Genomic DNA, 22,364 nt, shown 5'->3' with positions numbered 1-22,364 from the left:
CATCAGAAGCTTCCTCCGACCACGGCTTCGCATTCGGCAAGAGGGCGTAACAATGAGGGCGGTGGAGACGGCGCCAGCACCGCCGCGATCTCCGCTCGGCGGACCGCGCCATTGCAACCAGCAACACCATCGAGATGAGCGGAGTCGACGATCCGCAGCCGGCGCCCCTCCGATTGCTTGTGGACCGCAACCTGGTGCAATCCATGGCGGATCCGCACTTCGCCGGCCGCGATCGTCACCGCCACGCGCTCGCCGATCAGGCGCCACGGCACCGAGTAGCTGTTCGTGTCGATCTCGACGGCGCAATCATTGCCGACGACACGGGTCAGTTCACGCAAGGATCCGAACGACGGCTGCCCGCCGAGCGGCTTCAACCGATGTATCTCGTCACGCGCGAAGCGGATGATCGGCGCCTCTCCGGTCGTGCCGTGGATACGAACGTTCGCAACCTCACGCTCCCACCTGTCGAGATGCGCCTCGAATGCTTCCCAGCTTGGGAAGGAATGACCGGCGATCGCGTTCTTCTTCACGTAGCCGACGCCGTTCTCGGTCTTGCCCTTCGTGCGCGCCCGATATGGCGCGCAAGCGCGAGGACGGAAGCCCCAATGTTTTGCGAAGGCTATCAGCTTGTCGTTAAACTGAACCGACTGGCTCACCGCGTCGTGGCGCACGACAAGCGCCCGAGGATTGTCCATCAGCACTTCCTCCGGCACACCGCTGAAGGTCGTGAATGTGCTCTCGAGCCCGGCGAACCAATGCTCCTGCCTCTCGGCCCGGAACGCACGCACATGGAGCCGTCGCGAGTGGCCGAGCGTTGCCACGAACACGAATGCCTTGACTTTCGCCCCTCCGATCTCGACCAGGCGCTCCCCAAAGTCGATCTGCAGCTGCCGGCCCGGCGGCGTCTCAAACCGCGTCGTCGCCAGCGCCTCCGCCTTCAGCGCCTGGCGATAGGGCTGCGCGGCGCGTTGCAGCGTTCGCCGGCTGACGGTCACGCCTTTCTCGGCCAACAGGCCCTGGCGCACCACATCGGCATTGCCGCGATGCCGAATGAGCCTCTCGCGCAGCCAACCCTCAAGGCCGTCGAGACGCTTCGGCCGCTCAGGCGACTTCACCCCGCCCGCCGCCACGTAGTCCTTCACCGTGTGATGGCTGCAGCCCAGCTGCCGCGCAATCCGCTTCAGACCCCACCCGCACGCCCTCAGGCGCAACATCTCCGCCACGTCATCCGGCGTCTTCATCACCTGCCCCCGTGGATCACTCCACGGCGAGCCTTCCGTGATTCGTTCCTGCTTCATTCACTCTCTCCTCAGCTATCCGAGGAGGGGCAATTCCTCGTGACGCCGAGGGGGCAGTTTTCCATGGCGCGCGACACTCCGCGCTGCAGTCAAAGGAACATCGGCCCCCGCGGCGCATTCACTGGCGATGATCAAACTTTACTTCGGGCTCGCCGGGCTCGCTGGCGTGTTGTTCCTTTTCGAGATTTGGCTGGCTCAGCACGAGCGTCAGGCGGCCGTCGGCCGCCTCGAGCGATTCGAGATCCAGCGTACCCAACGCTAGGAAAAACTCCGAAAGCGCGGATGCGTGTAATGCCAACAAAAGAAGACCCCAGCTCGACAGGGGGAGATACGAGCTGGGGCCAATCGGGGTTGCCCTTGGCTAAGGGCATCGGGAAAACCTGGCAACGGCGCGAACGTTCCTATCCAAAATGAAGGACCGCTGCCCAGCCCGCAGCGGCCCGTTCAAAGATTGCCTCCAAAGTGGCGGAGTGGCCGCTCTTGTTAGGATAGCAGCCAACCGCCCAGGACAATCATTGCTTTGGTCAGAGCATAGAGCCAAGCCGCCGTCATTAGGGCTGCAGCGGCCAAGAACGCGATTTGAACCATCGGCCTCTCCTAATTCAAATAGCTATTCCTCCGGTCGCCCATCGGTTCCGGCGAGCACATATGTGAATCAACGGTGCCCTCAATTTTCGAGAAGAGCACCGCCGCGTCCCACGGCGCGCAATCCCTGACCGTCAGCGGACTGCCCTAATCTGCCTCCAGCGATCTAACAAAAAGGACCCCAGCTCTCTGAGGTCATCAGGGATGATGAGCTGGGGCCAAGACCCTTGGTGTACCGGGAAAACTCGGTAATCGCCCGAACGATCCTCTAGAAGCTGCCGGTTATCGCCCGAGTTGCTCCAGCCGGCATGGTACCGCAGGCCCCGCCGGCCCCAGACCGAGCTCGTACGCCATACGCATGAGCCGAAGATAGGAAATTGGGGCACATTTTACGAATCGATGTCGCCCGCGCTGACGTTGACGAACTGTGTTCCTCCTTCGTTCGAAAGCGAACAGAACGAATCGCAGTGTTTTCCTAGTCTCGCGGTGCTTGGCGCCCCCATTACCGCCAAGCAAACCTCCAACGGCCCCGGCATTTAGGGTTATGCTGGGGCCGTTTCTATTCGTGTGCGCCAGCTTTGGTCAGCCGCACGAATGTGCCGCTCTCGTGCATCTCGAGCCAGTGCCGGCGCTGAACTCCTCACCACTTGCCTTGACCGTGTAGAAAAAAGAAGCATTGATTTTCTTGATGTGGATGCGACCGTCTTGAGCCGGGCTCGATACCGCAGCCAACTCGATCAACCTGCGGGCTGCCGCTTCCGGTCAGCGAACGGATGTTCGGTCGTGAGTTTCAGGTAACCCATAGCTGGCACTGTCGGCGTATTCCAATCGAAGTCCGGCCGGATTCGGCGCCTCCTCTACCGCAAGCCTGACAAGAACCGCGACTCAAGATCCGATAGCCGCAGCACGTCGTCTGACTATCGATCAGCCCTCAGCGCAACGCTATGGCGGCACCGATAGTCGGCGCAATAGACGAGGATGCCACGCACGTCCATGCGCATCTCGCCGAAGGTGATCTTGACGGGGCGGCCGTTGGCGTGGGTGGGCGTATGACGTCGTACAGGGCGAGGCATACCTCTATCAAAGCGGCAACATGATCACCTCGCAAATTGTCGATCTGTGGTAGCTCCGAGCCGCGCTGAACCACTGCGTCTGCGGGTGTGCAAAAGTCATCACGAACATCTATTTGATCTTCTACACCGCTGCCAGATTGCTCGGTGAGCGCCGTGGGATGCATTGGTCTGCTCATGGCCCCGCGGCGGACATCCCACCGGAATTAGGAGCAAACAATGAAAAAGCTTTTCACTTGTGTGGCGGCCGTGGGCTGCCTGGTGGCGCTCCTCTCCGTCGCGCAAGCCCGCTCTGCATTCGACGGTTCCTGGAGCCTCATTTTCGTGACGCAAAGAGGCGCTTGCGATGCGACCTATAATTTCACCGTCGACATCACCGACGGAATAGTTACCCATCCGAATTTGGTCAGGTTCAGAGGCTACGTAGCACGTTCCGGCGCAGTTCGGGCGTCGGTGACAGTTCAGGACAAATTCGCCTCCGGCTCAGGCAGGCTCTCGAGCAATTCTGGCCGCGGGACGTGGAGTGGCCATTCAGGAAACGCGCGTTGTTCAGGCTACTGGATTGCGCAGCGAAATTGAGGTGCGAGCCCAGATCGGGGATGGCCGCTGGATTGGAGGACGGCTTGCTGATTGCCTATGACGCTCGTCCAGATAAAATCAACCGGCAGTGTGGTCGACAGTGGCGGGCATCATCCTTTGAGGCGGCGACGCTCCAGCGCGGCCTTGGCCTCGAAGCCAGTGACGATTGAGCTGACCAGCAGGATGCCAATCGCCGCCATGATCAGAATTATCTCGATCATGATCTATCGCCCCTGCGCTCTCGTAGATCTCAGAGTGAAAACGAGCAGCGCGACTGCAAAGAGCAGGAATGTACCGGCGCTGATCTCTTTTGACTTGCGTTTCATGACGCAACAATCCGCTCAAGACGGGCTGGCTCCTAAACGAACGCGTGATTTAGCAGGATCACAATTCGCGCCTGATCCTGGGATGGCTCCAGTTGTTCATCTTGATCCAGTGCTTCTGCCGACCGGCACGGTATGTCCTGCACTCGCCAGCAGTCCGCCATAGTAGCACCCCGCCGCTCGAGCAACTTCTCTCGCCAAGGCGTGTTCTCGATTAAAGGCAAGGAGGCGAGCATGATGAAGAACAAGGGTCCTAATACTCGAAATGCCGGATCAAGCTCACAGACCCAGATGCAAGCGAGCAATCCGAATATGCTCAATCCCGGAGATGAGGCGCTCCCCGGAACTCCAGGTACTGGCGAAGACGTGTGCCCGGAGTGTCACGGCGAAGGCCGTATCGACGGCTCGCCCTGTCCGAACTGCGGTGGCAGCGGCACGATCACCCGAGCGATTGGCGGCGCCTGATGGACCCAGAACGGCGATAAGATATTTCGAGAGATATGGTGACTAGCGGGCCTCCTGTGCGTGGCGGCATTGGCATGCCCCAGCGCATCAGCTTATCTCGGTTTCGGCTCCTGTTACGGTCCATCGGCGTCGCGCAGGGGGCCGCGCGGGGGTAGGATGGAAGTCGGGCTTTGTCCGCCAAGATGCGAGGGTCTTGACACATCCGCCGGGTTCGCTTTCCGAACGGGCGCGCCGATTATTCGGACCACCTCGATCAAGAGGAAAGGTTCAGAACGCCGCGGCTTCGGGCGGAACATGGCGTCAGGCGAACGCGGTGAGCGTGCCTATCCCCTCGGTGCGCTGGCTGCCGAAAGTCCCGCGGCTTCGGCGAAAGCGAGGAACAGTTCCAGAGTTCCAGGCTTCGTAAGCGAGCCGGTCTGCATGTTTTCGCGCTTTGTGACCGCGCCGCACCGCGCGCCAATACGGCGCGCTGGGGGCTGAAATCGCCGCTGAAAGCTCTTCCGGTTCAAGGTAGCGCTTAGAACAGGAACGTCGCGCGCCCGCCACTGTTGACCCCTGCACGAGCCGCGCCCACGCCGCCATACCCGTCATTGCCCGCGGCGGCAATCGGAGCCGGCTCGTCGCAGACGTTGCACAGGCTTACAATCAGGGAAGTGCTCCATGTTCAAGATTGCGTTAGCAGCCATGATAACCGCTGCCGCTCTATCGGCCCCGCTCGCCGTTCCGGCCAGCGCGGCCCAGGGCCTTCAGATGGCACAGGGCGTCGACGTTCAGGTCGGACGTGACCGGGACCACTCAAGTGATCGCTACCGCTACGACCGCGACACCACGGTCGGCGTCAGTCCAGGTGGCGTTACTGTTGGTCCCCGCGAGCGCTGTCGCACAGTAACGACGCGAGTGGAGGGCGATAACGGCCGCATGGTAATGCGGAAAGAGCGGCGCTGCGACTGAGATGCCGACCTTTCCCATTGAGCAAAAACCGGCGGGCGGCGTCTTTGCGCTCGCTCGTCCGCAGAGGCCGGCCTGAGGCGTCCCGAAACGGTGTCGCGCCGAGCGCACCGTCGAGAAGATCGTCGGCGCCGCCGCCGAGAAGGACGCCGACCTCAAGACCTGCGTTACGCTCTGGCGAGCGCGTCAATGCGCGGACACGCTTGATGGGAATAGGGCCGACGAGTTGCACGGTGCCGGCTACGGGCACGCCGACCTTTTCGCTCGCCGAGGACGAGATGGAGATCGGAGTGGGCATTCGCGGGGAGCCCGGGCGTCGTCAACCTGGAGCGAGCCGATGCGATCGTCTTCGAGATGACGACCGCGATCACGGAGGATCTCGACCCGCGCGAAGGCACTGATGCCTTCTTCTCGTCAACGGATTTGGCGGCATGCCCGCGATCGAGCTTTGTCTGATGTACAACGCGGCGCGCAGGGCGCTCGAGAAACGCGGCTTGCGCATCGCCCGCTCGCTGGTCGGCAGCTACGTCACCTCGCTCGACATGGCCGGGTGCTCGCTCATATTAAGCTTGCTCGATGCCCAGACGACGGCGCTCTCGAACCATCCCGTGTGTACCGCCGCGTTGAGGTGGTGATCGCGTTATGATCGGCGAGCAATCGCGTTCCGCCCGGACGCGACGTCGGCCTGGGCGACGGTGCACTCAAGCTCCAGGTCCTTTCCTCCCTGAAATTGGCCGTGTTCCTTGGACGCGGCATTTCTTTTGCCCCGGTTGTGAAGCGCCAACGCGAAGATCGCGTTTTTGCGCGGTGGAGCCGCCGGATCTACGAAAGCGAAGGTGAGACCATGGTCAGATCGGATGTGGCCCCGTAACCGACGTTGATGGCCCGATCGACGGTCGGCGATGGGGTCGATCGGCCCTGGTCGGTCCACATCCTCTCATTCAACGATTCGCAGAGCAGCTTGTCGGCCTGACGGATGAGAGCCTCGCGCCTTTGGTGCGGCTTCGGCGGCCCGGCCCGCGAGAATCGTCGTCATCGTGCGCGCCCTCTCCAATTCCTTGGTGAGCGCCTTGCGGTCGCTGCCGCTAAGAGGCATCGGGTGATGCTTCGCTGCCATGACAGCATCCAGTTCCGGCCGCGCCGGCGACCACTTGAAACGCAGGCCAGCAGCCGTCTTCCTCGTGGCGCCCGGTCCGCTGCGCGCAGGTATTGTCCAAAAGTCGTCTGACATCCTTCCAGAGCGCCTCTCGACCATAGAGGCGGACGGCATCGACCTTCTGAATCTGCAGGATCCTGGCGCAGCGCCGGCACCCCACCCTCAGAATATGTTGAGGAATTTGGCTCAGCCGCAGCACCCCTACGGAGGGGCCCGACCTGCTCTCTGCGCGAGGTCGTCCAGAAGCGCCTGCCAGTATTCCGCCAGCAGCCGCCATGTCGCGGTCGAACATAATAAGAACAAAAGAGTCGATAGCCGGCGTGAAAAAGTATCCTCTTTTGGCCGCGTCCATGCTGTCGGAACGATGACCTGCCGTTCGTTCTTGAATCCGAGCCGCCGCGAGCTGGAGTTCTGCGTACCATGGCCCCGAGAGCCAACTGGAAAGGCTTCTTGCGTCTGTCGCTCGTCACCTGTCCAGTGGCTCTCTACCCAGCGACATCGGAATCCGAAAAGATCTCGTTCAACCAGCTCAATCGCGCGACCGGTCACCGGATCAAGTACGTGAAGGTCGACGCCGATACCGGTGACGAGGTCACCAACGAGGACATCGTGAAAGGATACGAACTCGAAGGGCAGTTCATCGAGGTCACTAAGGAGGAACTCGAGGAGATCGCGTTGGAATCAACGCGCACCATCGAGATCGACGAATCCGTCGACAAGTCCGACATCGACCCTCGTTATCTGATCCGGCCCTACCACCTGCGCCCTGATGGCAAAGTCGGCCACGACGCCTTTGCCGTAATCCGCGAGATGGACAAGGTCGCGATCGGCCGGGTGGTGCTGACCAACCGCGAGCATATCATTGCGCTCGAGCCGATGGACAAAGGCCTGGTCGGCACTCTGCTGCGCTATCCGTATGAGGTTCGCAGCGAGCAGGAGTATTTCCATGAGATCCAGGACGTGAAGGTCACCAAGGACATGCTCGATCTCGCCAAGCATATCGTGAACCAGAAGGCGGGCGCGTTCGACCCCGATAAATTCGAAGACCACTATGAGGCCGCGCTGATCGACCTGATCAATCAGAAACGGGCCGGCAAGACCATTCGGCCGAAGGAGCGACCAAAGGGCGAGAACGTGGTCGATCTGATGGAGGCGCTGCGGCAGAGCGTCGGTCGGGAGGCTGTGCCGGCGAAAGCAGCAAAGCCCGCCAAGAAGCCGCGCAAGGCGGCGGCGGGCCAGAAAGAGATGTTGATGCCGATCCAAGGCAAGAAGCCGGCGGCGGTGCATCAGGAAGACGCGGCCCAACGCGCGATAAAGTGCTTCAACCGGACGCTTCGATGACCTTCACCATCGGCATCATCTCGGATACGCACGGTCGACTTCGGCCGGAGGCTCTTCGCGTGCTGGCCCAGGTCGACCACATCATTCACGGCGGCGACATCGGTGATCCCGAGATCATCACCGCGCTGCGAAGAATTGCTCCCGTCACGGCGATCAGAGGGAACGTGGACACGGACGAGTGGGCCACCAAATTTGCCGAAACCGAGTTCGTGCGGCTCGCGGGACGGCTGTTCTACGTTCTGCACGATCTCAACAGTCTGGAAATCGACCCCGTAGCTCAGGGCATTGACGTCATTGTTTCCGGCCACTCCCACGTGCCGAAGATCGCTAACGTCGACGGCTTACTCTACGTGAATCCCGGCAGTGTCGGGTGCCGACGCTTCAAGCTACCGATCACGCTTGCGAGCCTCGAGGTCACGCCCGACGGATTGCAACCGATCATGCACGATCTTGAAGTCGGATAGGCCGCGCCGCAGCACGTGCAGCAGGCGAAGCTTTCGGCGTCATCTCGGCCGCCAGGCTGTAAGTCACATCGAAGGGCAGCGCCAGATAGGCAGATCGAGCTGTGGTTCGACATCGTCGTTCCACTGCGTTTGCAGCGAGGACAGCGACGCGCCTAGCAGGCGAACCGACTTCGGGAAAGGTATCTCGGCCTGCAGCAGGGATATCGCCAAACTCTCCAAATCGTCCCGGCTCGACACGATCGTCGGGACAGAGCCGGCTCCGAGTGATGATCTCGAAATCGAAGAACTTGACCTTGAGAGTCACGGTCCGTCCCTGGTTGCCGGTGCTCTCACAGTGACGCCAGACCTTGTCGATCAGTGGCCGGAGCTCGGCGGCCATCACGTCGAGGTCCGCCGAGAACGTGTTCTCGGCGCCGATGGACTTGCAGATGCGGTTGGTGCGGACGGGGCGATCATCGATGCCGCGCGAGATCCAGTAGTAATAGGCGACGGACTTGCCGAAGTTGGCATTCATGAACTCGAGCGTCTGGTTGCGGATTTTCATTCCGGTGAAGATGCCGAGGCCATTCATCTTCGCGCTCGTCGCCGGACCGATGCCTTGGAATTTGCCGACCGGCAGCGACTCCACGAACGTGGCGCCGTGCGGCTTCCGGTGATCCGAAGCGAGCTTCGACAGGAATTTGTTGTAGCTGATGCCGGCCGAAGCGTTGAGGCCCGTCTCCGCCGTGATCTTCTCGCGGATCCGAAGTGCCACGTCGCGGGCGAGGGGATGCCCTGAAGGTTTTCGGTGACGTCGAGACAGGCCTCGTCGAGCGACAAAGGCTCGATGATTGGCGTGTGTTCGGCGAAGATCTCGCGGATTTGCCGGCTGATGACCTTGTAGAACGCGGCTTGACGAAGATCAGATCGGGGCACTGCCGCTTCGCCGTGACCGAGCGCACGCCGAACGTCCTGGCTTCGTAGCTGGCGGCCGCCACGACGCCTCGTTGCGCCGAACCTCCCACGGCGACTGGCCTACCGCGAAGCTCTGCTCTGGGTTGTCGCGCTGTTCAACCGATGCAAACGCATCCATGTCGATATGGATGATCTTGCGACAGGGCGCCGTCTAGACGGCTTGCTCCGGATCGGGTCTCGCCATTCGCAAATTATAGACCCGCCAGGACGTCGCCGTCGTTAGACTTCGGTGGCGGGCGGGCACTGCGGGCAGGTATCGCCGATCGAATTCAGGACCTCCGCCATCGCGGCCACGGCCGCCTCCGACGATGCGCCGGGCGGCGGATCCGCCGCGCGATCTCCAAGACGCGGTCACGTGCGTGTGGATCGGCGCGATCCTGCATCCAGCCGTGCGCCTCGCACTCGCGGGATGGCGCCAGCCTCCTGCAGCACCGAGATGACCCAGCCGCGAAGCGTTCGAATCGCGGACCGTTTCTCCTTGAACATCAGCATTGAATGGTTCCTGCCAGGGCGAATCCGAGAACGCCATGGTCCGTTCCGGTCGGTTAGCGCAGGCCAGCAAATTGCGAGAGCTGCGGTTCGTCCCGATGTTCACGTTCGCCTGTGCAAAACGCTAGGCGCGGAGGGTCTTCCTTCTCGCCGCTCACAACGATCTGGAGTGTGCCGTCCGGCAGAGGGCGCTACAGCGCTTTGGCCTCGTCCCAGGCGGCGCGTAGCCAGACGTCGTACTCTTCGCTCGTCGTAAGGATTGCCGGCATCGCCCTGGGATTGATGCGCTTCAACTCGACGATTGGGATCGCAGTCAGAAAACCGAAGACGTCGGCGGTAACTTCGTCTTCGCCTTGCGGACACTGGTCCAGTCGGTCCAGAGGCGGGCGATGGCGAGAAGGGGCAGGACTCGTTGGGTGCGAACCAGACCGGCGTCTTCTTGCCGCGTACTCGCCGAACGAGGTGAGCGTTTGTGCGGCCCGAGCCATCGCTTCCAATGTTTGCTCGCCACGTTGCGAATATCGTGATCCTGCTATCGGGCTCCGCCCGCAGAAATTCCCTGAAGTCGACCGGTTTGCCTTGGCCTCGAGCTTCTCGGCTCGCTTTTTTTGTTGCGTCCACTAACGCCCGCTGCGACGACGGCATGCCCCATCGCGCCATGGCGATCTCGCGGCCGTCCTGACTATTGCGAATGATCGGTGCCGGTAGTCAGGAAAAATGCCGGGCACGGAAGGCAGGTTGGCAACTCGGTTGTTGAGAGCATCGAACAGGCGGCGGATCGCATCGACGTTGCGAAGCGATTCACAAATCCTTCCGCCCGGGCGGCAATTCGACGATTGAAACTGTTCAAAAGGCGATCAGGGTGCTGGACCTGAAACTGCAACTCGCGCCGAAGTGACCTGATTGAGGTCTCCTACAGGTCAGTGGCGCAGGGTCGCACCACACCGACGACCTCTTAGTCCGAGGGCAATTTAGCACGAAAATCCGGATGGTCGAAAAGCTTGGACCGCTGCTTCCTCGATGTTCTGAGCGGCGTCGATCAGGCGGCGGAGGCGGTGCGACCCATTTTGCAAGCGGTTCGCCGCGTCGAGAGAGGCTCTCGCCCTCCGCAAGTCGGCGAGCCATACAAGCGGAACGTTGGGTCAACGATGGGTTGGCCATCATCGCCTCGAGTTCGGCGCGCGGTGGAATGCCGGTCGAACGATGTCGGATTGATGCATCATGTCGGGATCGCGAGACACAATTTGATTCCAGTACCTGTCTATCCCGATTCGCGGGGGCCGCGGCGGAGATGGGCGCCTCTCGTTGGCGCGAGGCGAGAAGTTGTCCGCGAGCCACCCCGGCGGCCGCTGTTTCTTGTGATCAGGACACGTCTTGACGTATTTAACACTTTAAAGCGTGTTTTGTTCCTGCCAGCGGGATGCATCATCCTGCCGGATGAGGCGGCGAGAGCGAGATCCGGAACGCACCAGGCGCTTGCTTGCGCGCAACCTTCGACAACTTCGTCTGGAGCGATCATGGTCCCAGTACGATCTCGCCGACGAGACCCGTTTGCGCCAGGCGCTGATCAGCGCTCTCGAGCTTGCGACCGCAAATCCAACGTTGGAATCGCTAGACAAGATCGCGTTCGCACTCAATGTGGAGGTCGCGGCACTGTTCGCTGCGCCGCCAGTGAAGTCGCGGTAACGCATCCGCCGACGCGCCCTTTTGGCGGCCGCTCGTCGGCCCGGCGCGCTTCCGGTGGTTTGGCCAGCATCTTCGTCGTGATTCTCGGATGGGTCGGCGCGCGACCACGCGCGTCCTGACCGTTCGCGCTTCGGTAGAAAGGCGCATTTTTGCGGCCGAGTGAATACTCCTTGGAAAGTATGATCGAATCCTTTGGACAGGAGTTGCGGGTCCGATTGCAGGACTGCGCGGCTCCCGCCGGGAGCGGGGGCGGCGGCGCGCGTTCCGATCGGGGCGCGAATCCTTGTGGCGACGCACACATTGCCACAATGGCGCGCCGCGATGCGGGCCAAGGATTTGAAAGCGGCCGGCGTGCCGGCCCGAGGGTTTGGCTGCGGCGTGGTCGGCGCGAAGGTCGGCGCAGCGCCTCGCATCGGCCGCGCGAACGCGGCTCTGCGCGAAGCGTGGCAACACCGACAACGGCTTCGACCGCGGGCCGTGCTGAGCGTTTTCCCGTTAACGCGGTGCGTAGGCACCCTAGACGTCGCGGCCGGCAATTTTTTGGAAATCAAGAAGTGTAGGGGGGAACCGGAGCTCGTCACAAATGCGTGAACCGAACAAAACGGCCGATAAGGGACGCGGTCTTGCGCCGCATCGAACGCCTCGGCTCGTGCCATCGCGCGCACGCTCGGAGCCGGCACGGACTAAGCTGAGTAAAGCCGCTCTCGTGTGCTCCCGTGACCGATCAACGAGAAGTTCCGTCGATCCGAGCACCGCAGCGAGGCCAGTGCGCGTTTTGCCGAGCTCGATGCCAAGTGCTCGCCTGTAGGCTGGACGTGTCGCCTCTCTCGAGAGGCCCGCGGATGCACGGGTGTTGCAATCTGGTTCGCACGCACAGTCCACCAAACGGATCTGACTATACTCGACGAGGTGGGCGACTGGAGCGTGAGGTGGTTGAGTGTGAGCGGCAGCTTGCAGCAAGGGAAGAAAGAAGGACAGCACTGTTCCGATCAGAAATGCTGCACCCTCGGCGGCCCCGGCTCACGATCCCTAAAACCCCCAGCCGCGGCAGCCTCATCGATCTGGCGCTCGTCACGGGCCGCATACGGGAGAAATGAAGCGCTCGTTTAGAAGTTCCAAGGTGGGCGCCGGCGGAGCCAAGACACGGAGCGACCTTTACCTTTTGAGACGGCTCCGCCTCGAACTGCATCCAGATTTACCTTTCGTCGGAGCTTGCTCCTAATGGCCTACTGGTCATCGGTACCTTGCGGGATGGCCTAGCGCGAACTTGCTTGCCGCACGGCGATGCTACTTCCAGGTCTTCGACGGTTCGGATCTGCCGGGCACGACGAGCTAAATCGTCGTAGGCCTGCGCCACCTTGCGTAAGCTGTCCTTGGTCTGGCGATGCTCGCAGTTGTCTGCCTTGGCATGGAATTCTTCGGCGCGCATCTGCCAGTATTTCGGCCGGTGCATACGCTCAACTCCCATGGGAGTCCTCCACGGCCGGCTGATTGATTAACAATCCGAAGCCCGTAGGGTTCGAGCGTAATTTGTACTGTCCTAGTTTAGAGCGCGCAAATTTGCATTTAGGATATTGCGGATTCACGTATGTATACGCCGGAGCCGGGCGAGACTGCCACTCCGTGCCCCAATGAGCTGGATCCAATTGAAATGAAGGCAATTCCACTTCACCAGCATGTCGCCGAGACAAGAGTGGAGTCGCGAGCTGTTTCTGCCTAGGTGCTAAAACTGGAGCCAGCAAGCATCACCTCGATTCCGCGCGGATCGATCCCAAGTTCGCGGAATCCTGAACTGCCGGGCGAGGGAACATTGTCTGACCGCATGAGCTCGACCTGGTTTCGCGTGATAGGCGGCTGAGGCAGAAGCTCGGCGCACGAGGCCAGGATCTGCCAAACGGTAAACGGCACGGGAAGCAGAACGCGTCGTAGATTGAGATGATTGCTGATTGTCTCCAGCAGGCTCTTGTAGGAGTAAGCCATGGGGCCGGCGAGTTCATAAACGGTCGCGGGATAACTCGCTTCGAACGCTCGCGTGATTGCCTCTGCCACATCTTCAACGTAGGCCGGTTGCAGCACAGTTTGGCCCAGGCCGAACACCGGAAAGACAGGAAAGCTCCGCAGCAGTCCGCTCAGAGGAGTGAGAAACGAATCGTCGGGTCCAAACAGGACGGCGGGGCGAATGATGGTCGCAATCGGGAATGCGGCGCGTACGGAATCTTCGCCCCGCCCCCGGCTGCGGATATATCGCGAAGACGAATTGGCATCGGCGCCGATGCCCGAGACGTGTACCAGCCGGGCCACGCCCAAATCGTGCGAACGCTTCGCGAGCCTGGCGGCGGCATCGACATGAACGGCATGGAACGTGCGGTTGGGACGCTCGGTGTAGAGACTTACGGCGTTTACGACCCCGAATACGTCTGCCAAGGTGGCACTGATCGATCCGTCATCGTCCACGTCCGCCCGGATTTGCTCCAGGCCGGGCGGTCCCTCACCAAAGACCGACTTGCCGGTTTCGGGATGTCGAGAGGCGGCCCGCACCGCAAAGCCTCATCGAGGCCGTGGAGGCGTAGTGGGCTACGTGCGAGTAATCGTTTCCAATATTACAAAGGAAGAGTTGCGGCGGCCGTTCGCTTATCGCGAGCTAACGACGCGCCTGCTAAGGATCGACAGACACTTCTTCACCATCATCCCACGTGGCGGTAGCTGACGCTACAGCCTGGAGCCCGGCAGTTTTTCGAAGCAGAAATGGTTAATCTTACATGTCGTCGCGCTGGCTTTCGCGCTGGCGCGACATTGGCCGAAGGTCTGGAGCAATGCCGTGGATCCCGGTTGGGCGCGCACGAAGATGGGCAGCCCGGGAGCCCCGGTGGACCTCGACACCGGACCCAGATCTGGCTGGCGGTCAGCGACGACGCCGCCGCCTTGGTAAGCGGCGGCTGCTACTGGCACCACCTTCGACAGGAGCAGCCGGCCAGTGAGGCCTCCGATCCCGAATCCCAGGATCACCTCATCGCCAGATTGGGCGAGCTGACGAGCGTTGCGCTTCCTCTTGGTTAGAGATCACAGCCTGTCGAGCCGAAGAAGCGGAGAGTGCCAAGGTCAAGCGATGCGAGTCCTGCCTGCCGCCGCGGAAGATGGATTGAGGGGCAGCACTGATGAAGCGCCCCTCTGCCGGTGTATTTCTAACCTGGGCTTGGCCGCGCGGACGAAGTTCGCTTCAAGCGCGCCACAGCGCTCAGCCTAGTTTGGCGATTGCTCCGCAGGCTCGGCCGATGATGGGGATTCCCTCTGAAACGGGCATTGCTGCGGAAGAAGGCGCCATGGACAAACCTTCTTGATCTGGCCGTGGCTACAGGATCTCGAGTCCGAAGCTGGGACGCGTTGTGGCCCGATCTCCATATCGTCCGTCTCTACGGCAAGTTGCCCGTCGACGAAATGGACGACCGAAAGATGAGTTTCGTCGGAGGCGCCGGCTTTCAGAGCGGCAGTCGAGCCAATGTGCAGGTGTTCGGACCCGTACTCTATCGTCATCTTTCCAAATTGGCCTCGAGCGCTCCAACATTCGCGCCATGCACTGACCGAGTGCCAGCAACCTTCGGCGAGCCGAAAGGCACATTTCGCCTCGGCCACAAACAACGTACGGCAAGCTCCCGTGTGCGTGCATCGGTGGTGCTAGATCCACCCTATTTGCAATTGCTTAGGCTGTCCCTTAGAGATCGTTCGGAAATATGTGATAAATCATATGGACTGCATTGACGCGATCGTCTGACCGTGCTGCTCATGGGGCGGTCAGGATTCGATCAGCGGTTTCCCGCTCGGACCTCGCAGATTGCGAAAGCGCTGGGCCGCAACGTCCGGCGGCTGAGGAAGGCGAAGGGCTGGACGCAGGACGAACTGGCCGCCAAGGTGAGAATCGAACAGACGGCTGTGTCGCTGATCGAAAACGCTCGCTCCAATCCCACGCTTCAGACCCTGGAGGCTATCGCAGCCTGTCTGGAGGTGAGATTGGTCGATCTGTTCGAGACGCGCGTCACGAAATGAGCGCCGGTCGCCGCGCGAACGAGACCCTCGTATTTCAAAGGGACGCCGCGTTTGTTTCGTTGGCGCAGCTCGGCGCTATGGCTTCTTGGGCTTGGAATGGCGAGCGGACGGACCGCAAATTCCCGTTCCGACCGTTCCCTGAAATCGAAAGTCGATCCCCGCCGCCTCGAATGCATTGCGGATGCTGGTCAAGGTGTCGGTGTGAGGGACCGAGCGTTCGAGTTCAAAGCGGGCGATCGACGTCTGTGACACGCCCGATCTGATGGACAAATCTCCCTGGCTCCAGAAGAGCCACGCACGGGCGGCGCGGACCTGGGCTGGAGAAACGGGCGGCGCGTTAACCATAATTCGATCTTGCAATAGTCGCCTGCATCCTTAGGCGGGACAACTGCCCCCAAGTCATGCTACATTAAGCAAATGTTAACCATCGCTTCGGCGCACATCCGAAGTCGGTTCAACATCGGGAGTGACTGCTCCGGTCAGAATGTACAGTTGAATCCTTGAAAAGGATTAAGCTGCCTGCGACCGCGAGCTTGATGCCGCCGAAAGCTAGCGCGGCATTTTCAGGGCTTCAAAACGTTCGCACCTGCATTCCAGTCCTTGGGCTGGAAACCTCGCGCGCGCGACCTTCAGGGCTTCGAAAACCGAGATCGCGACCGGACGCCGTCCGGAAAGGCGGCAGTCCTTCCGCTGGCGCGATCTCATATGATTTATCATATGCCACGAGTCTCCTCCGATGCGTGTTGGTATCTCGCCGAACCCTCCGAAACGATCGGCCGGGCACGCCCGGTCCTCTCCAACGCAAGCCGCCCTGTTCGCGCGTGCGCGCAGGAACGTTCCGGTCGTCCTGACCTTTCCGCACCCGCTGGCCTGGTGGCGAACGCTTCGCGCCGAACAATTCAGGGAACGTCATATCCGAGTTGTTCGGCGCCTCCTCTCGCAGTCCGCCATCATCGGAGAACCACACTGGTTTCTGGCCGCGGCCGGCGATGCAGCCGTGGCTATCGGCGTGGCGCTTCGCGTTCAAAAGAGCGGCACCAGGACACTCGTGCCGCTCGATTTGGCCATGAGCGCCGTCTTGTGCATCGCCCTGGACGGAAACGCGACTGCGGCTCTCGTGATGGCTTCCACTCTCAAGCGGCGAAGCGAGATCGATGCACGTTGCGCGGCGCTTTCGGACAGCTGGCTCGCCCACAAGGGCCGCAAGCGTCCGCCGTGAGCCGACAGGAGCCGAACGACCGTGCATTTCCGAGGAGAGCGAGATGGATTATCGCAAGTACATCACAAGTCCCGCCTGGCGCTGCAATCCCGTCCGGCTGCGCGAATTCGAGGCGGCCGGATTCCAGTGCCGGCTCTGTCCGAACTCACCTGCCCGAGGCTACGCGCTGCAAGCCCATCACAGGACGTATGAACGTGTCGGCTGCGAAATCGACGGCGACCTGACGACACTCTGTCAGCCGTGCCACGACGGCGTCACTTCGATGCTGCGCGCGCGCCGCTACCACGAGCTCGCAGCCATTCCGATCCCTGATGTCGAACCCCCAAATCCGAATGCCCAACCACTTTTCGATCCTGAAGAAGCTGGAGTGAACACATGAGCGTCGAACATATCGCCCTTAGGCTTGTCGGACTAGGTCCAATGTTGATGCATTCCGCGCGACTCGCCGATCCTTGCGATGCGGTGACAAGAGCGCTTGCCGCAATCACCGCAAAGGTCGACAAGACCGAAGCGGACCACGCACGCATCGCGGAGCTCGAGTGGCACGGCGGACTGTGGTTGTTCGACGGCCAACCCTGCTTGCCGGCGCAATGCATCAAGCGCGTGCTGGTCGATGCCGCGAAGAAGCGCAAGAAGGGCCATGTCGCGAAGGCCGCTTTCATGGCAGATCGTCCAGCCATGCTGCAGTATGACGGTCCGAAGTCGGTGGCGGAACTCTGGGCAGATGGACGTTTCCTCCATCGCGAAATGGCACGTGTTCAGGGATCACGGACGGTGCGGACGCGCCCATGTTTTCCCGACTGGAGCGCAACATTCAGCGCAACATTCATTTCCAGCATGATGAGCCGCACTGACGTGATCCAGCTGTTCAAGCTCGCGGGACCATACGGTGTTGGCGATCACAGGCCCGAATACGGGCGATTTCTCGTGGAAGAAGTCGAGCTCGAACCGCAGTAGTTCGCCACGGCTGGGCACGGCGTGGCGGGACGTGGCCCGGCGAGGCATGGCGCGGCCCGGCTAGGACTTTCAATACTGATCGAGAAGTTGTCCCTTCGCACGCGAATCCAGCGTGAGCGATGGAGTCCGTTCGATGCGCAGGAACGATGATGGGCAACTGAGCCGGATCGTTTCGGCAGCGCGTGCCTGAAGCGCTCCCCCAAAAGCCGACTCGGGATCATGAACAGGTGGTGAGAACATGAGTGAAGAGAACATCACAGCGCCAGAACTGCCGGTGCGGCCGCGGCCGCTGCCCAAGATCGGAGCCTTGGCATCACCGCAGCATCCACCCTCCGCGCCGACAATCGGACCTATGGGCTCGCTCGAGTTGGCCGCTTACCGGGCCGACTGGCGGGCCTCTTTACGCTATCGCCTCCACATCGCCGAAGTCGCCGCCGCGCGAGAGCACGAACTGCTGGTCAAGAAGCTTGAAGAGGAGGCGCGTGTTGCCGCCGAGAAAGCGATGCGCGCGGCTCGCAAAAAGACGGCCGTTCGCGCCGAGGTGCACAAGGCAATCGCAGCAAACTCGCGGACTCAGGAAGAGGAGCCGGACGAGGAATTCGGATCGTTCTTTACCCGGCATCGACCTCGGCCACCGTCGCATCCGGTGACCCCGGCGAGAGCGGCGGCGCGGCTCCTGGTCTCCCGCATGTTCGACTCCAGACCCGAGCTATGGCAAGCGATCCGCTCGTCTGCGCCGGTGGTCATCATCGACGTGCCCGATCCGGAGATGCTCGACCGCGCCGTCGCCATTTGGCAAGACACGCTTTTTCCGGCGACAACCCGCGTGATGAAGGTCGGCGCTTCCAATTCCGGAAAGCGGGACGACTATGACATCATCTATCTCGCGGCCAAGGAGCGTCCACAGCCGAAGGACAGGAGCGCGCGGGAAAGCGAGGCATTGTCGGCGCTGTCGCTTGCGCTTCCGTTGATTGCGATATCGCCCAACGCCGACACGCACTTGCCCGAAGTCCTTTTAAAGTCTCAGCGGATCCGCCTCACTTTTCCGCTCGATCCGGTCACCATCGGGCGCGTGATTCGCATCGTGACCGGAAAGGGCTGCCGCGAGCTGCTCGACGCCCAGACTGTCGCCCCTGTGACGCTGGTCGACCTGATCGTTGCTATCCGGTTCGATCGCAGCCCATCCGAGTGTCTGGCCGAGCTGCGCCGGCTTGCCGCGGAGAAGTTGGAACGCAAACGCGGACGGGACATCTCCTTGGACGAGCTGCACGGGATGGACGAGGCCGTTGCATGGGCCCGCTCGACCATACGCGACCTCGACGCATGGCGGCGCGGAGAGCTTCCCTGGTCGGCGCTGGACCCCGGTGCCTGCCTCGTTGGCGCGCCGGGCACCGGGAAGACGCTGTTCGCCGAATCCTTCGCCCACGCTGCTGGCCTGCCGCTGGTGGCCTGCTCGCTGGCCCAGTGGCAGTCGGCGGACGAAGGGCATCTCGGCCATCTGTTGCGAGCCATGCGGCGCGATTTTGATTCCGCTCGCGCGCAAGCGCCGTGCGTTCTTTTCACCGACGAAATCGATTCCTTCGCGGACCGCAGCAAGCTCCGCCACGCCCACGCCGACTACGTCGTGGAGGTCGTGAACGCCTTCATCGCGCATCTCGACGGCGTCGCCGGCCGCGAAGGACTCATTTATCTAGCAGCATCCAACGATCTCTCCCGTTGCGATCCTGCCATCGTGAGGTCCGGTCGACTCAACCGGATCATCCGGATCGGGCTGCCCAACGCGTGCGATCTCGAGCGCATGTTTCGCGTCCGCCTCGCGGGCCGGCTCGCGGGCGAGGATCTGGAGGAAATCTGCTTGCTCGCGTTGGGCTCCACTGGAGCCGACGTCGAAAGGATCACGAACGACGCCCTGCGCTTCGCGCGCCACGCCGACCGCGCGCTCGAGCTCGCCGATCTCCGCCGGGCGCTGGTGAATCGGGAGGACCGCGACTGCTCGGAAATCCGGCGCTGCGCTGTCCATGAGGCAGGCCATGTCGTGGCGGAGATCGTTCATTTCGGTCACGAAGCTGACGTACGCGCGTCGATCGTCCGGTCGGGGAACAGGGGCGGGGCGACGGTGAGGAGCAAGGCGCCGCCGTTCGCAGGCACCTATTCGGATTACCAGCACCGTCTTCAGGTGCTGCTCGCTGGCCGCATCGCTGAAGAAATCATGCTCGGCGAGGCGTCGCACGGTGCCGGCGGCACGCGCGGGTCCGACCTGCAGCAAGCGACCGCCCTTGCTGCAGCCATGGTTGGATCGCTCGGGATGGGCGGACCGAAACACCTCCTATTTTTCGCGTCGCACGAGGACACGGATGAACTGCTCTCGTATGTCGACGTGCGGATCGCGGCGCACGCCGAGCTCACGCGGGCTGCCGAAGCATGCCGTTCGACTCTGCTCGAGCACCGGGCCGCGCTCGAGGCGATCGCCTCGACGCTCCTGCGATCCAGCCGGATCGACGGAATTAGCGCGGCCGATATGATTCGCGCGCGCCGCGACATTGAGGAGGGACCGATATGATTGGCGCGATAGGCATTCCGGCTGCTGGTGCGGCGGTCGCCTCCACGCAGCCGCTACAGCACGAGCGCTGCCCGCCCTTGAGGCGGCGGCTCGAGGGCTCTTGGAACAGAGCCACCGGCGCGGATGTTGCCGAGTGCCTGCGGCAGCTCGGAGCTGTGTGCGCGACGCCTTGGCCGGGCCAGGCCGCCAGCAAAACTGCGCCGGACGAGCGATGAACACGCCGAGTAGTGAATCCTTGGTCCCCTTGGCGGAAAGCGGCGTTGCCGCCCCAGGCCTTCTGCGCAACGCCAAACCACGCTCGAGCGCACTCGACAGCGCACGGCCAGCGGATCCGCTCTCGAAGGATCGCGGCGGAATCCTGAAGGTAGGGCGACTGCCTTCGCCCGCACGCGCTCGGGGCAGGTGGGTGGCGGCTCTGCGGGCCGAAACCGAGCCACCGGATTCAGCATGAATATTGTCAAGGTCGGGGACGCGTACAAGCTCGGCTCCGACGAAGTGCGCTTCGTCAGCCCCAAGCGGGTCCGCCGCTCGCAGCCGGAGGCTACGTTTTCCATCCACCCCGCGCAAAAGCGCACGCGCGGCGCGCAGCTCGTTCAGCCCCCATCGCACTCCGTACCCGTCCACGTGCCAAACCGTCCCGCGCGCTTCCCTCCGCTGTGGCCGGAAGAGATGACGGCCGAGACGGCCGCTGCGTTCATGAACTTCGCGACTACGCGGCAGCTCTGCCAGGCGATCGCGCGCGGGGAGGCCGCGCCTCCCACTTCCTATCGGCACAGCGGCGGCAGGATCGAATGCCTCTGGCACATTATCGAGATTAGGAAGTTCGCCGCCCAGCGGCACGGCTCGGGCTAGAGATCGTCGAGTTGAATCTCTTTGGTGACGAAGGGGCCGAGGATCTCCAGGAGTTGCTGAAACTCCGGCTCCTCGCGGAGCTTGTCGAGCTTGTGCGCGGCGATGAGTCCTTGGATCACCTCAGTCCGCTGCGCGATCCGCTTGCGCTGCGCATTGCTGACCATGCGCATCGTTTCCGTGATGTAGACACGCGCCGTTCGCGGATCGAGATGACCACTGAGGCACATCAATTCGTTCTCTGTGCAGCCTGCCTCGGCGGACTCGGTGATGCCACCTCGGCGGAAGCTGGACCACTTCAGCGCGTCGGGCAGTCGGACCTTCTTTTTGACCCGGTCGAACAAACTGTAGAACTCGTGAGTCAGCTGACCGTCGTTCCGCAGCCCCCACGGCGTATCATGTGTTCCATCCCGCGGGATCAAAATCCCCGACTTGCGTTCACCCTTTATGGCATCCACGCGCGCCTCGAGCGCCGGGAAGTAAGGTTCTCCACGTACATCGTGCAGGTCGATCCACCTGGAGTTTCCGACCTTGGGCCGCACCAAATAAACCTGATTGTCCCGGCCCGTGGGCTTCCAGTGTTCGCAGAGCCAGTGGGCGAGCACCGCGGTCGAGCGCAGCTGAAGTTCGAACGTCGCGAGCGCGGCAGTCCCAAGATTCGGAACACCTTCTAGCCTCGCTCCGTAATCGAAATAGGCCAGGTGCAAGATCGAGGCGCCGAGCTTCTTCTGCTTGTTCTTGTCCCGCAGGTGCCGGGTGTGCCTGATAGGATTGTCGAGGGGGACTCCCTCATACTCGCCAACCATGTTGTTGAACACCAGGCGCAGCAGTTCTCGGCATCTGTTGTAGCCCTTGACGTCAAACACCCCGAGGCCCAGGTCGAATAGGTCATACAGGATCGCCTTGGCCGCGGGCACCGTCAGTTCGGCGACCGGTACCTCGCTCAACCGCAGACCGCGGAACCTCTCAACTCGAAGGATTCGTTTTCCGTCGCGATCGAGCTGCTTGCCGTAACCCTTGCAGGTGCTGGGCGTGACGAGCTTGGTGAAGGTCGGATGCTTCTTCTGGGCCTCGAACAGGCCGCCGAGGGTGCCGGGCCGATGGTTGGCAAGCACAATCGCCGAACCCTGGCGCGCCCGGGCCTGCAACAGCTTCTCATACAGCTCCCGCCCCTGCCGAAAAGCGACCTCCCAGTTCGGGTCGAGGATCTGTGTCTTGGGTTCGAAATCGTCCGGTGCGTGCGCGCTGCAATCCCAGCGCAGTCGCAGGCGGCCCTCACGACGCATGTAATAGGGGCGCGTGTAGTACGGTCTCTCGATTTCGATCGTGGCCATACATCAATGTAGCAAATCTGTATTGACATTTACAGCGGTGTCTACG

At 61.9% G+C, this 22,364-nt stretch carries 17 protein-coding genes and 5 pseudogenes; 13 read left to right on the top strand and 9 right to left on the bottom strand.

The genetic code is table 11. From position 1 onward, the window contains the following. Nucleotides 1–2: 2 nt before the first annotated feature. The 3 genes from istA to MTX21_RS19785 form a co-directional block, all read right to left on the bottom strand. The gene (gene istA, locus MTX21_RS19800) at nt 3–1,298 is read right to left on the bottom strand and encodes an IS21 family transposase (RefSeq protein WP_280966422.1); all 1,296 of its coding nucleotides are present in this window, start codon (nt 1,296–1,298) and stop codon (nt 3–5) included. Between the two features lie 118 nt (nt 1,299–1,416). After that, nucleotides 1,417–1,554, bottom strand: a complete 138-nt coding sequence (locus tag MTX21_RS19795) for a hypothetical protein (protein ID WP_280966421.1) — start codon at nt 1,552–1,554, stop codon at nt 1,417–1,419. Between the two features lie 1,246 nt (nt 1,555–2,800). After that, complete coding sequence (locus tag MTX21_RS19785) at nt 2,801–2,956, bottom strand: hypothetical protein (protein ID WP_280966420.1); 156 nt, start codon at nt 2,954–2,956, stop codon at nt 2,801–2,803. 216 nt (nt 2,957–3,172) lie between these two features. Here MTX21_RS19785 and MTX21_RS19780 point away from each other — a divergent pair, with 216 nt between their 5' ends. From MTX21_RS19780 to MTX21_RS19770, 3 genes and pseudogenes are all read left to right on the top strand, one after another. Then, nucleotides 3,173–3,532 (top strand): hypothetical protein, encoded by a 360-nt coding sequence (locus tag MTX21_RS19780; RefSeq protein ID WP_280966419.1) that lies wholly within the window; start codon nt 3,173–3,175, stop codon nt 3,530–3,532. A gap of 557 nt (nt 3,533–4,089) precedes the next feature. Beyond that, nucleotides 4,090–4,320, top strand: coding sequence for a hypothetical protein (locus tag MTX21_RS19775; protein ID WP_280971187.1), 231 nt, complete (start codon nt 4,090–4,092; stop codon nt 4,318–4,320). A 1,154-nt stretch (nt 4,321–5,474) separates the two neighbouring features. Next, a pseudogene (locus MTX21_RS19770) lies at nt 5,475–5,903 on the top strand (dihydroxyacetone kinase subunit DhaK). Between the two features lie 232 nt (nt 5,904–6,135). Here MTX21_RS19770 and MTX21_RS19765 read toward each other — a convergent pair. Beyond that, nucleotides 6,136–6,385: pseudogene (locus tag MTX21_RS19765) on the bottom strand (hypothetical protein); the annotation flags it as partial. Nucleotides 6,386–6,844: 459 nt separating this feature from the next. Between MTX21_RS19765 and MTX21_RS19755 the strand changes: the two are divergent. Continuing rightward, nucleotides 6,845–7,765, top strand: coding sequence for a Ku protein (locus MTX21_RS19755; RefSeq protein WP_280966418.1), 921 nt, complete (start codon nt 6,845–6,847; stop codon nt 7,763–7,765). After that, nucleotides 7,762–8,229: a metallophosphoesterase family protein gene (locus MTX21_RS19750; RefSeq protein ID WP_280966417.1), complete on the top strand. Its 468-nt coding sequence runs from the start codon at nt 7,762–7,764 to the stop codon at nt 8,227–8,229. The genes MTX21_RS19755 and MTX21_RS19750 overlap by 4 nt, the downstream gene beginning before the upstream one ends. Nucleotides 8,230–8,292: 63 nt before the next feature. On the opposite strand, the pseudogene dinB reads toward MTX21_RS19750, so the two are convergent. Next, nucleotides 8,293–9,301: pseudogene (gene dinB, locus MTX21_RS19745) on the bottom strand (DNA polymerase IV). Between the two features lie 101 nt (nt 9,302–9,402). After that, nucleotides 9,403–9,675, bottom strand: a pseudogene (locus MTX21_RS19740) (hypothetical protein). Between the two features lie 1,434 nt (nt 9,676–11,109). Here MTX21_RS19740 and MTX21_RS19730 point away from each other — a divergent pair. Continuing rightward, nucleotides 11,110–11,358 carry a helix-turn-helix transcriptional regulator gene (locus MTX21_RS19730; protein ID WP_280966416.1) on the top strand — a complete coding sequence of 83 codons (249 nt, stop codon included), beginning with the start codon at nt 11,110–11,112 and terminating at the stop codon, nt 11,356–11,358. A 1,195-nt stretch (nt 11,359–12,553) separates the two neighbouring features. Here MTX21_RS19730 and MTX21_RS19725 read toward each other — a convergent pair. Both MTX21_RS19725 and MTX21_RS19720 read right to left on the bottom strand, forming a co-directional pair. Further along, nucleotides 12,554–12,826 carry a hypothetical protein gene (locus MTX21_RS19725; protein ID WP_280966415.1) on the bottom strand — a complete coding sequence of 91 codons (273 nt, stop codon included), beginning with the start codon at nt 12,824–12,826 and terminating at the stop codon, nt 12,554–12,556. Between the two features lie 248 nt (nt 12,827–13,074). Beyond that, nucleotides 13,075–13,896 (bottom strand): complex I NDUFA9 subunit family protein, encoded by an 822-nt coding sequence (locus MTX21_RS19720; protein WP_280966414.1) that lies wholly within the window; start codon nt 13,894–13,896, stop codon nt 13,075–13,077. A gap of 217 nt (nt 13,897–14,113) precedes the next feature. Between MTX21_RS19720 and MTX21_RS19715 the strand changes: the two are divergent. The 7 genes and pseudogenes from MTX21_RS19715 to MTX21_RS19685 form a co-directional block, all read left to right on the top strand. Further along, nucleotides 14,114–14,415: pseudogene (locus MTX21_RS19715) on the top strand (daunorubicin C-13 ketoreductase); the annotation flags it as partial. Between the two features lie 723 nt (nt 14,416–15,138). Then, nucleotides 15,139–15,399, top strand: coding sequence for a helix-turn-helix transcriptional regulator (locus tag MTX21_RS19710; protein ID WP_280966413.1), 261 nt, complete (start codon nt 15,139–15,141; stop codon nt 15,397–15,399). A gap of 736 nt (nt 15,400–16,135) precedes the next feature. After that, the gene (locus MTX21_RS19705; RefSeq protein ID WP_280966412.1) at nt 16,136–16,618 is read left to right on the top strand and encodes a hypothetical protein; all 483 of its coding nucleotides are present in this window, start codon (nt 16,136–16,138) and stop codon (nt 16,616–16,618) included. Between the two features lie 43 nt (nt 16,619–16,661). Beyond that, nucleotides 16,662–16,997, top strand: a complete 336-nt coding sequence (locus MTX21_RS19700) for a hypothetical protein (protein WP_280966411.1) — start codon at nt 16,662–16,664, stop codon at nt 16,995–16,997. Nucleotides 16,998–17,176: 179 nt separating this feature from the next. Beyond that, entirely contained in the window at nt 17,177–17,575 is a 399-nt protein-coding gene (locus tag MTX21_RS19695) for a hypothetical protein (RefSeq protein WP_280966410.1), read from the top strand. 238 nt (nt 17,576–17,813) lie between these two features. Further along, nucleotides 17,814–20,135 carry an AAA family ATPase gene (locus MTX21_RS19690; protein ID WP_280966409.1) on the top strand — a complete coding sequence of 774 codons (2,322 nt, stop codon included), beginning with the start codon at nt 17,814–17,816 and terminating at the stop codon, nt 20,133–20,135. A 447-nt stretch (nt 20,136–20,582) separates the two neighbouring features. Then, nucleotides 20,583–20,987 carry a hypothetical protein gene (locus tag MTX21_RS19685; RefSeq protein WP_280966408.1) on the top strand — a complete coding sequence of 135 codons (405 nt, stop codon included), beginning with the start codon at nt 20,583–20,585 and terminating at the stop codon, nt 20,985–20,987. Here MTX21_RS19685 and MTX21_RS19680 read toward each other — a convergent pair. Further along, nucleotides 20,984–22,318 carry a hypothetical protein gene (locus MTX21_RS19680; RefSeq protein WP_280966407.1) on the bottom strand — a complete coding sequence of 445 codons (1,335 nt, stop codon included), beginning with the start codon at nt 22,316–22,318 and terminating at the stop codon, nt 20,984–20,986. The two genes, MTX21_RS19685 and MTX21_RS19680, sit on opposite strands and share 4 nt — an antisense overlap. Between the last annotated feature and the right edge of the window lie 46 nt (nt 22,319–22,364).

Source organism: Bradyrhizobium sp. ISRA430 (genome assembly GCF_029909975.1).
Taxonomy (GTDB): domain Bacteria; phylum Pseudomonadota; class Alphaproteobacteria; order Rhizobiales; family Xanthobacteraceae; genus Bradyrhizobium.
Note: the sequence above shows the minus strand (reverse complement) of the source record. Positions and strands in the feature narration are given on the sequence as shown.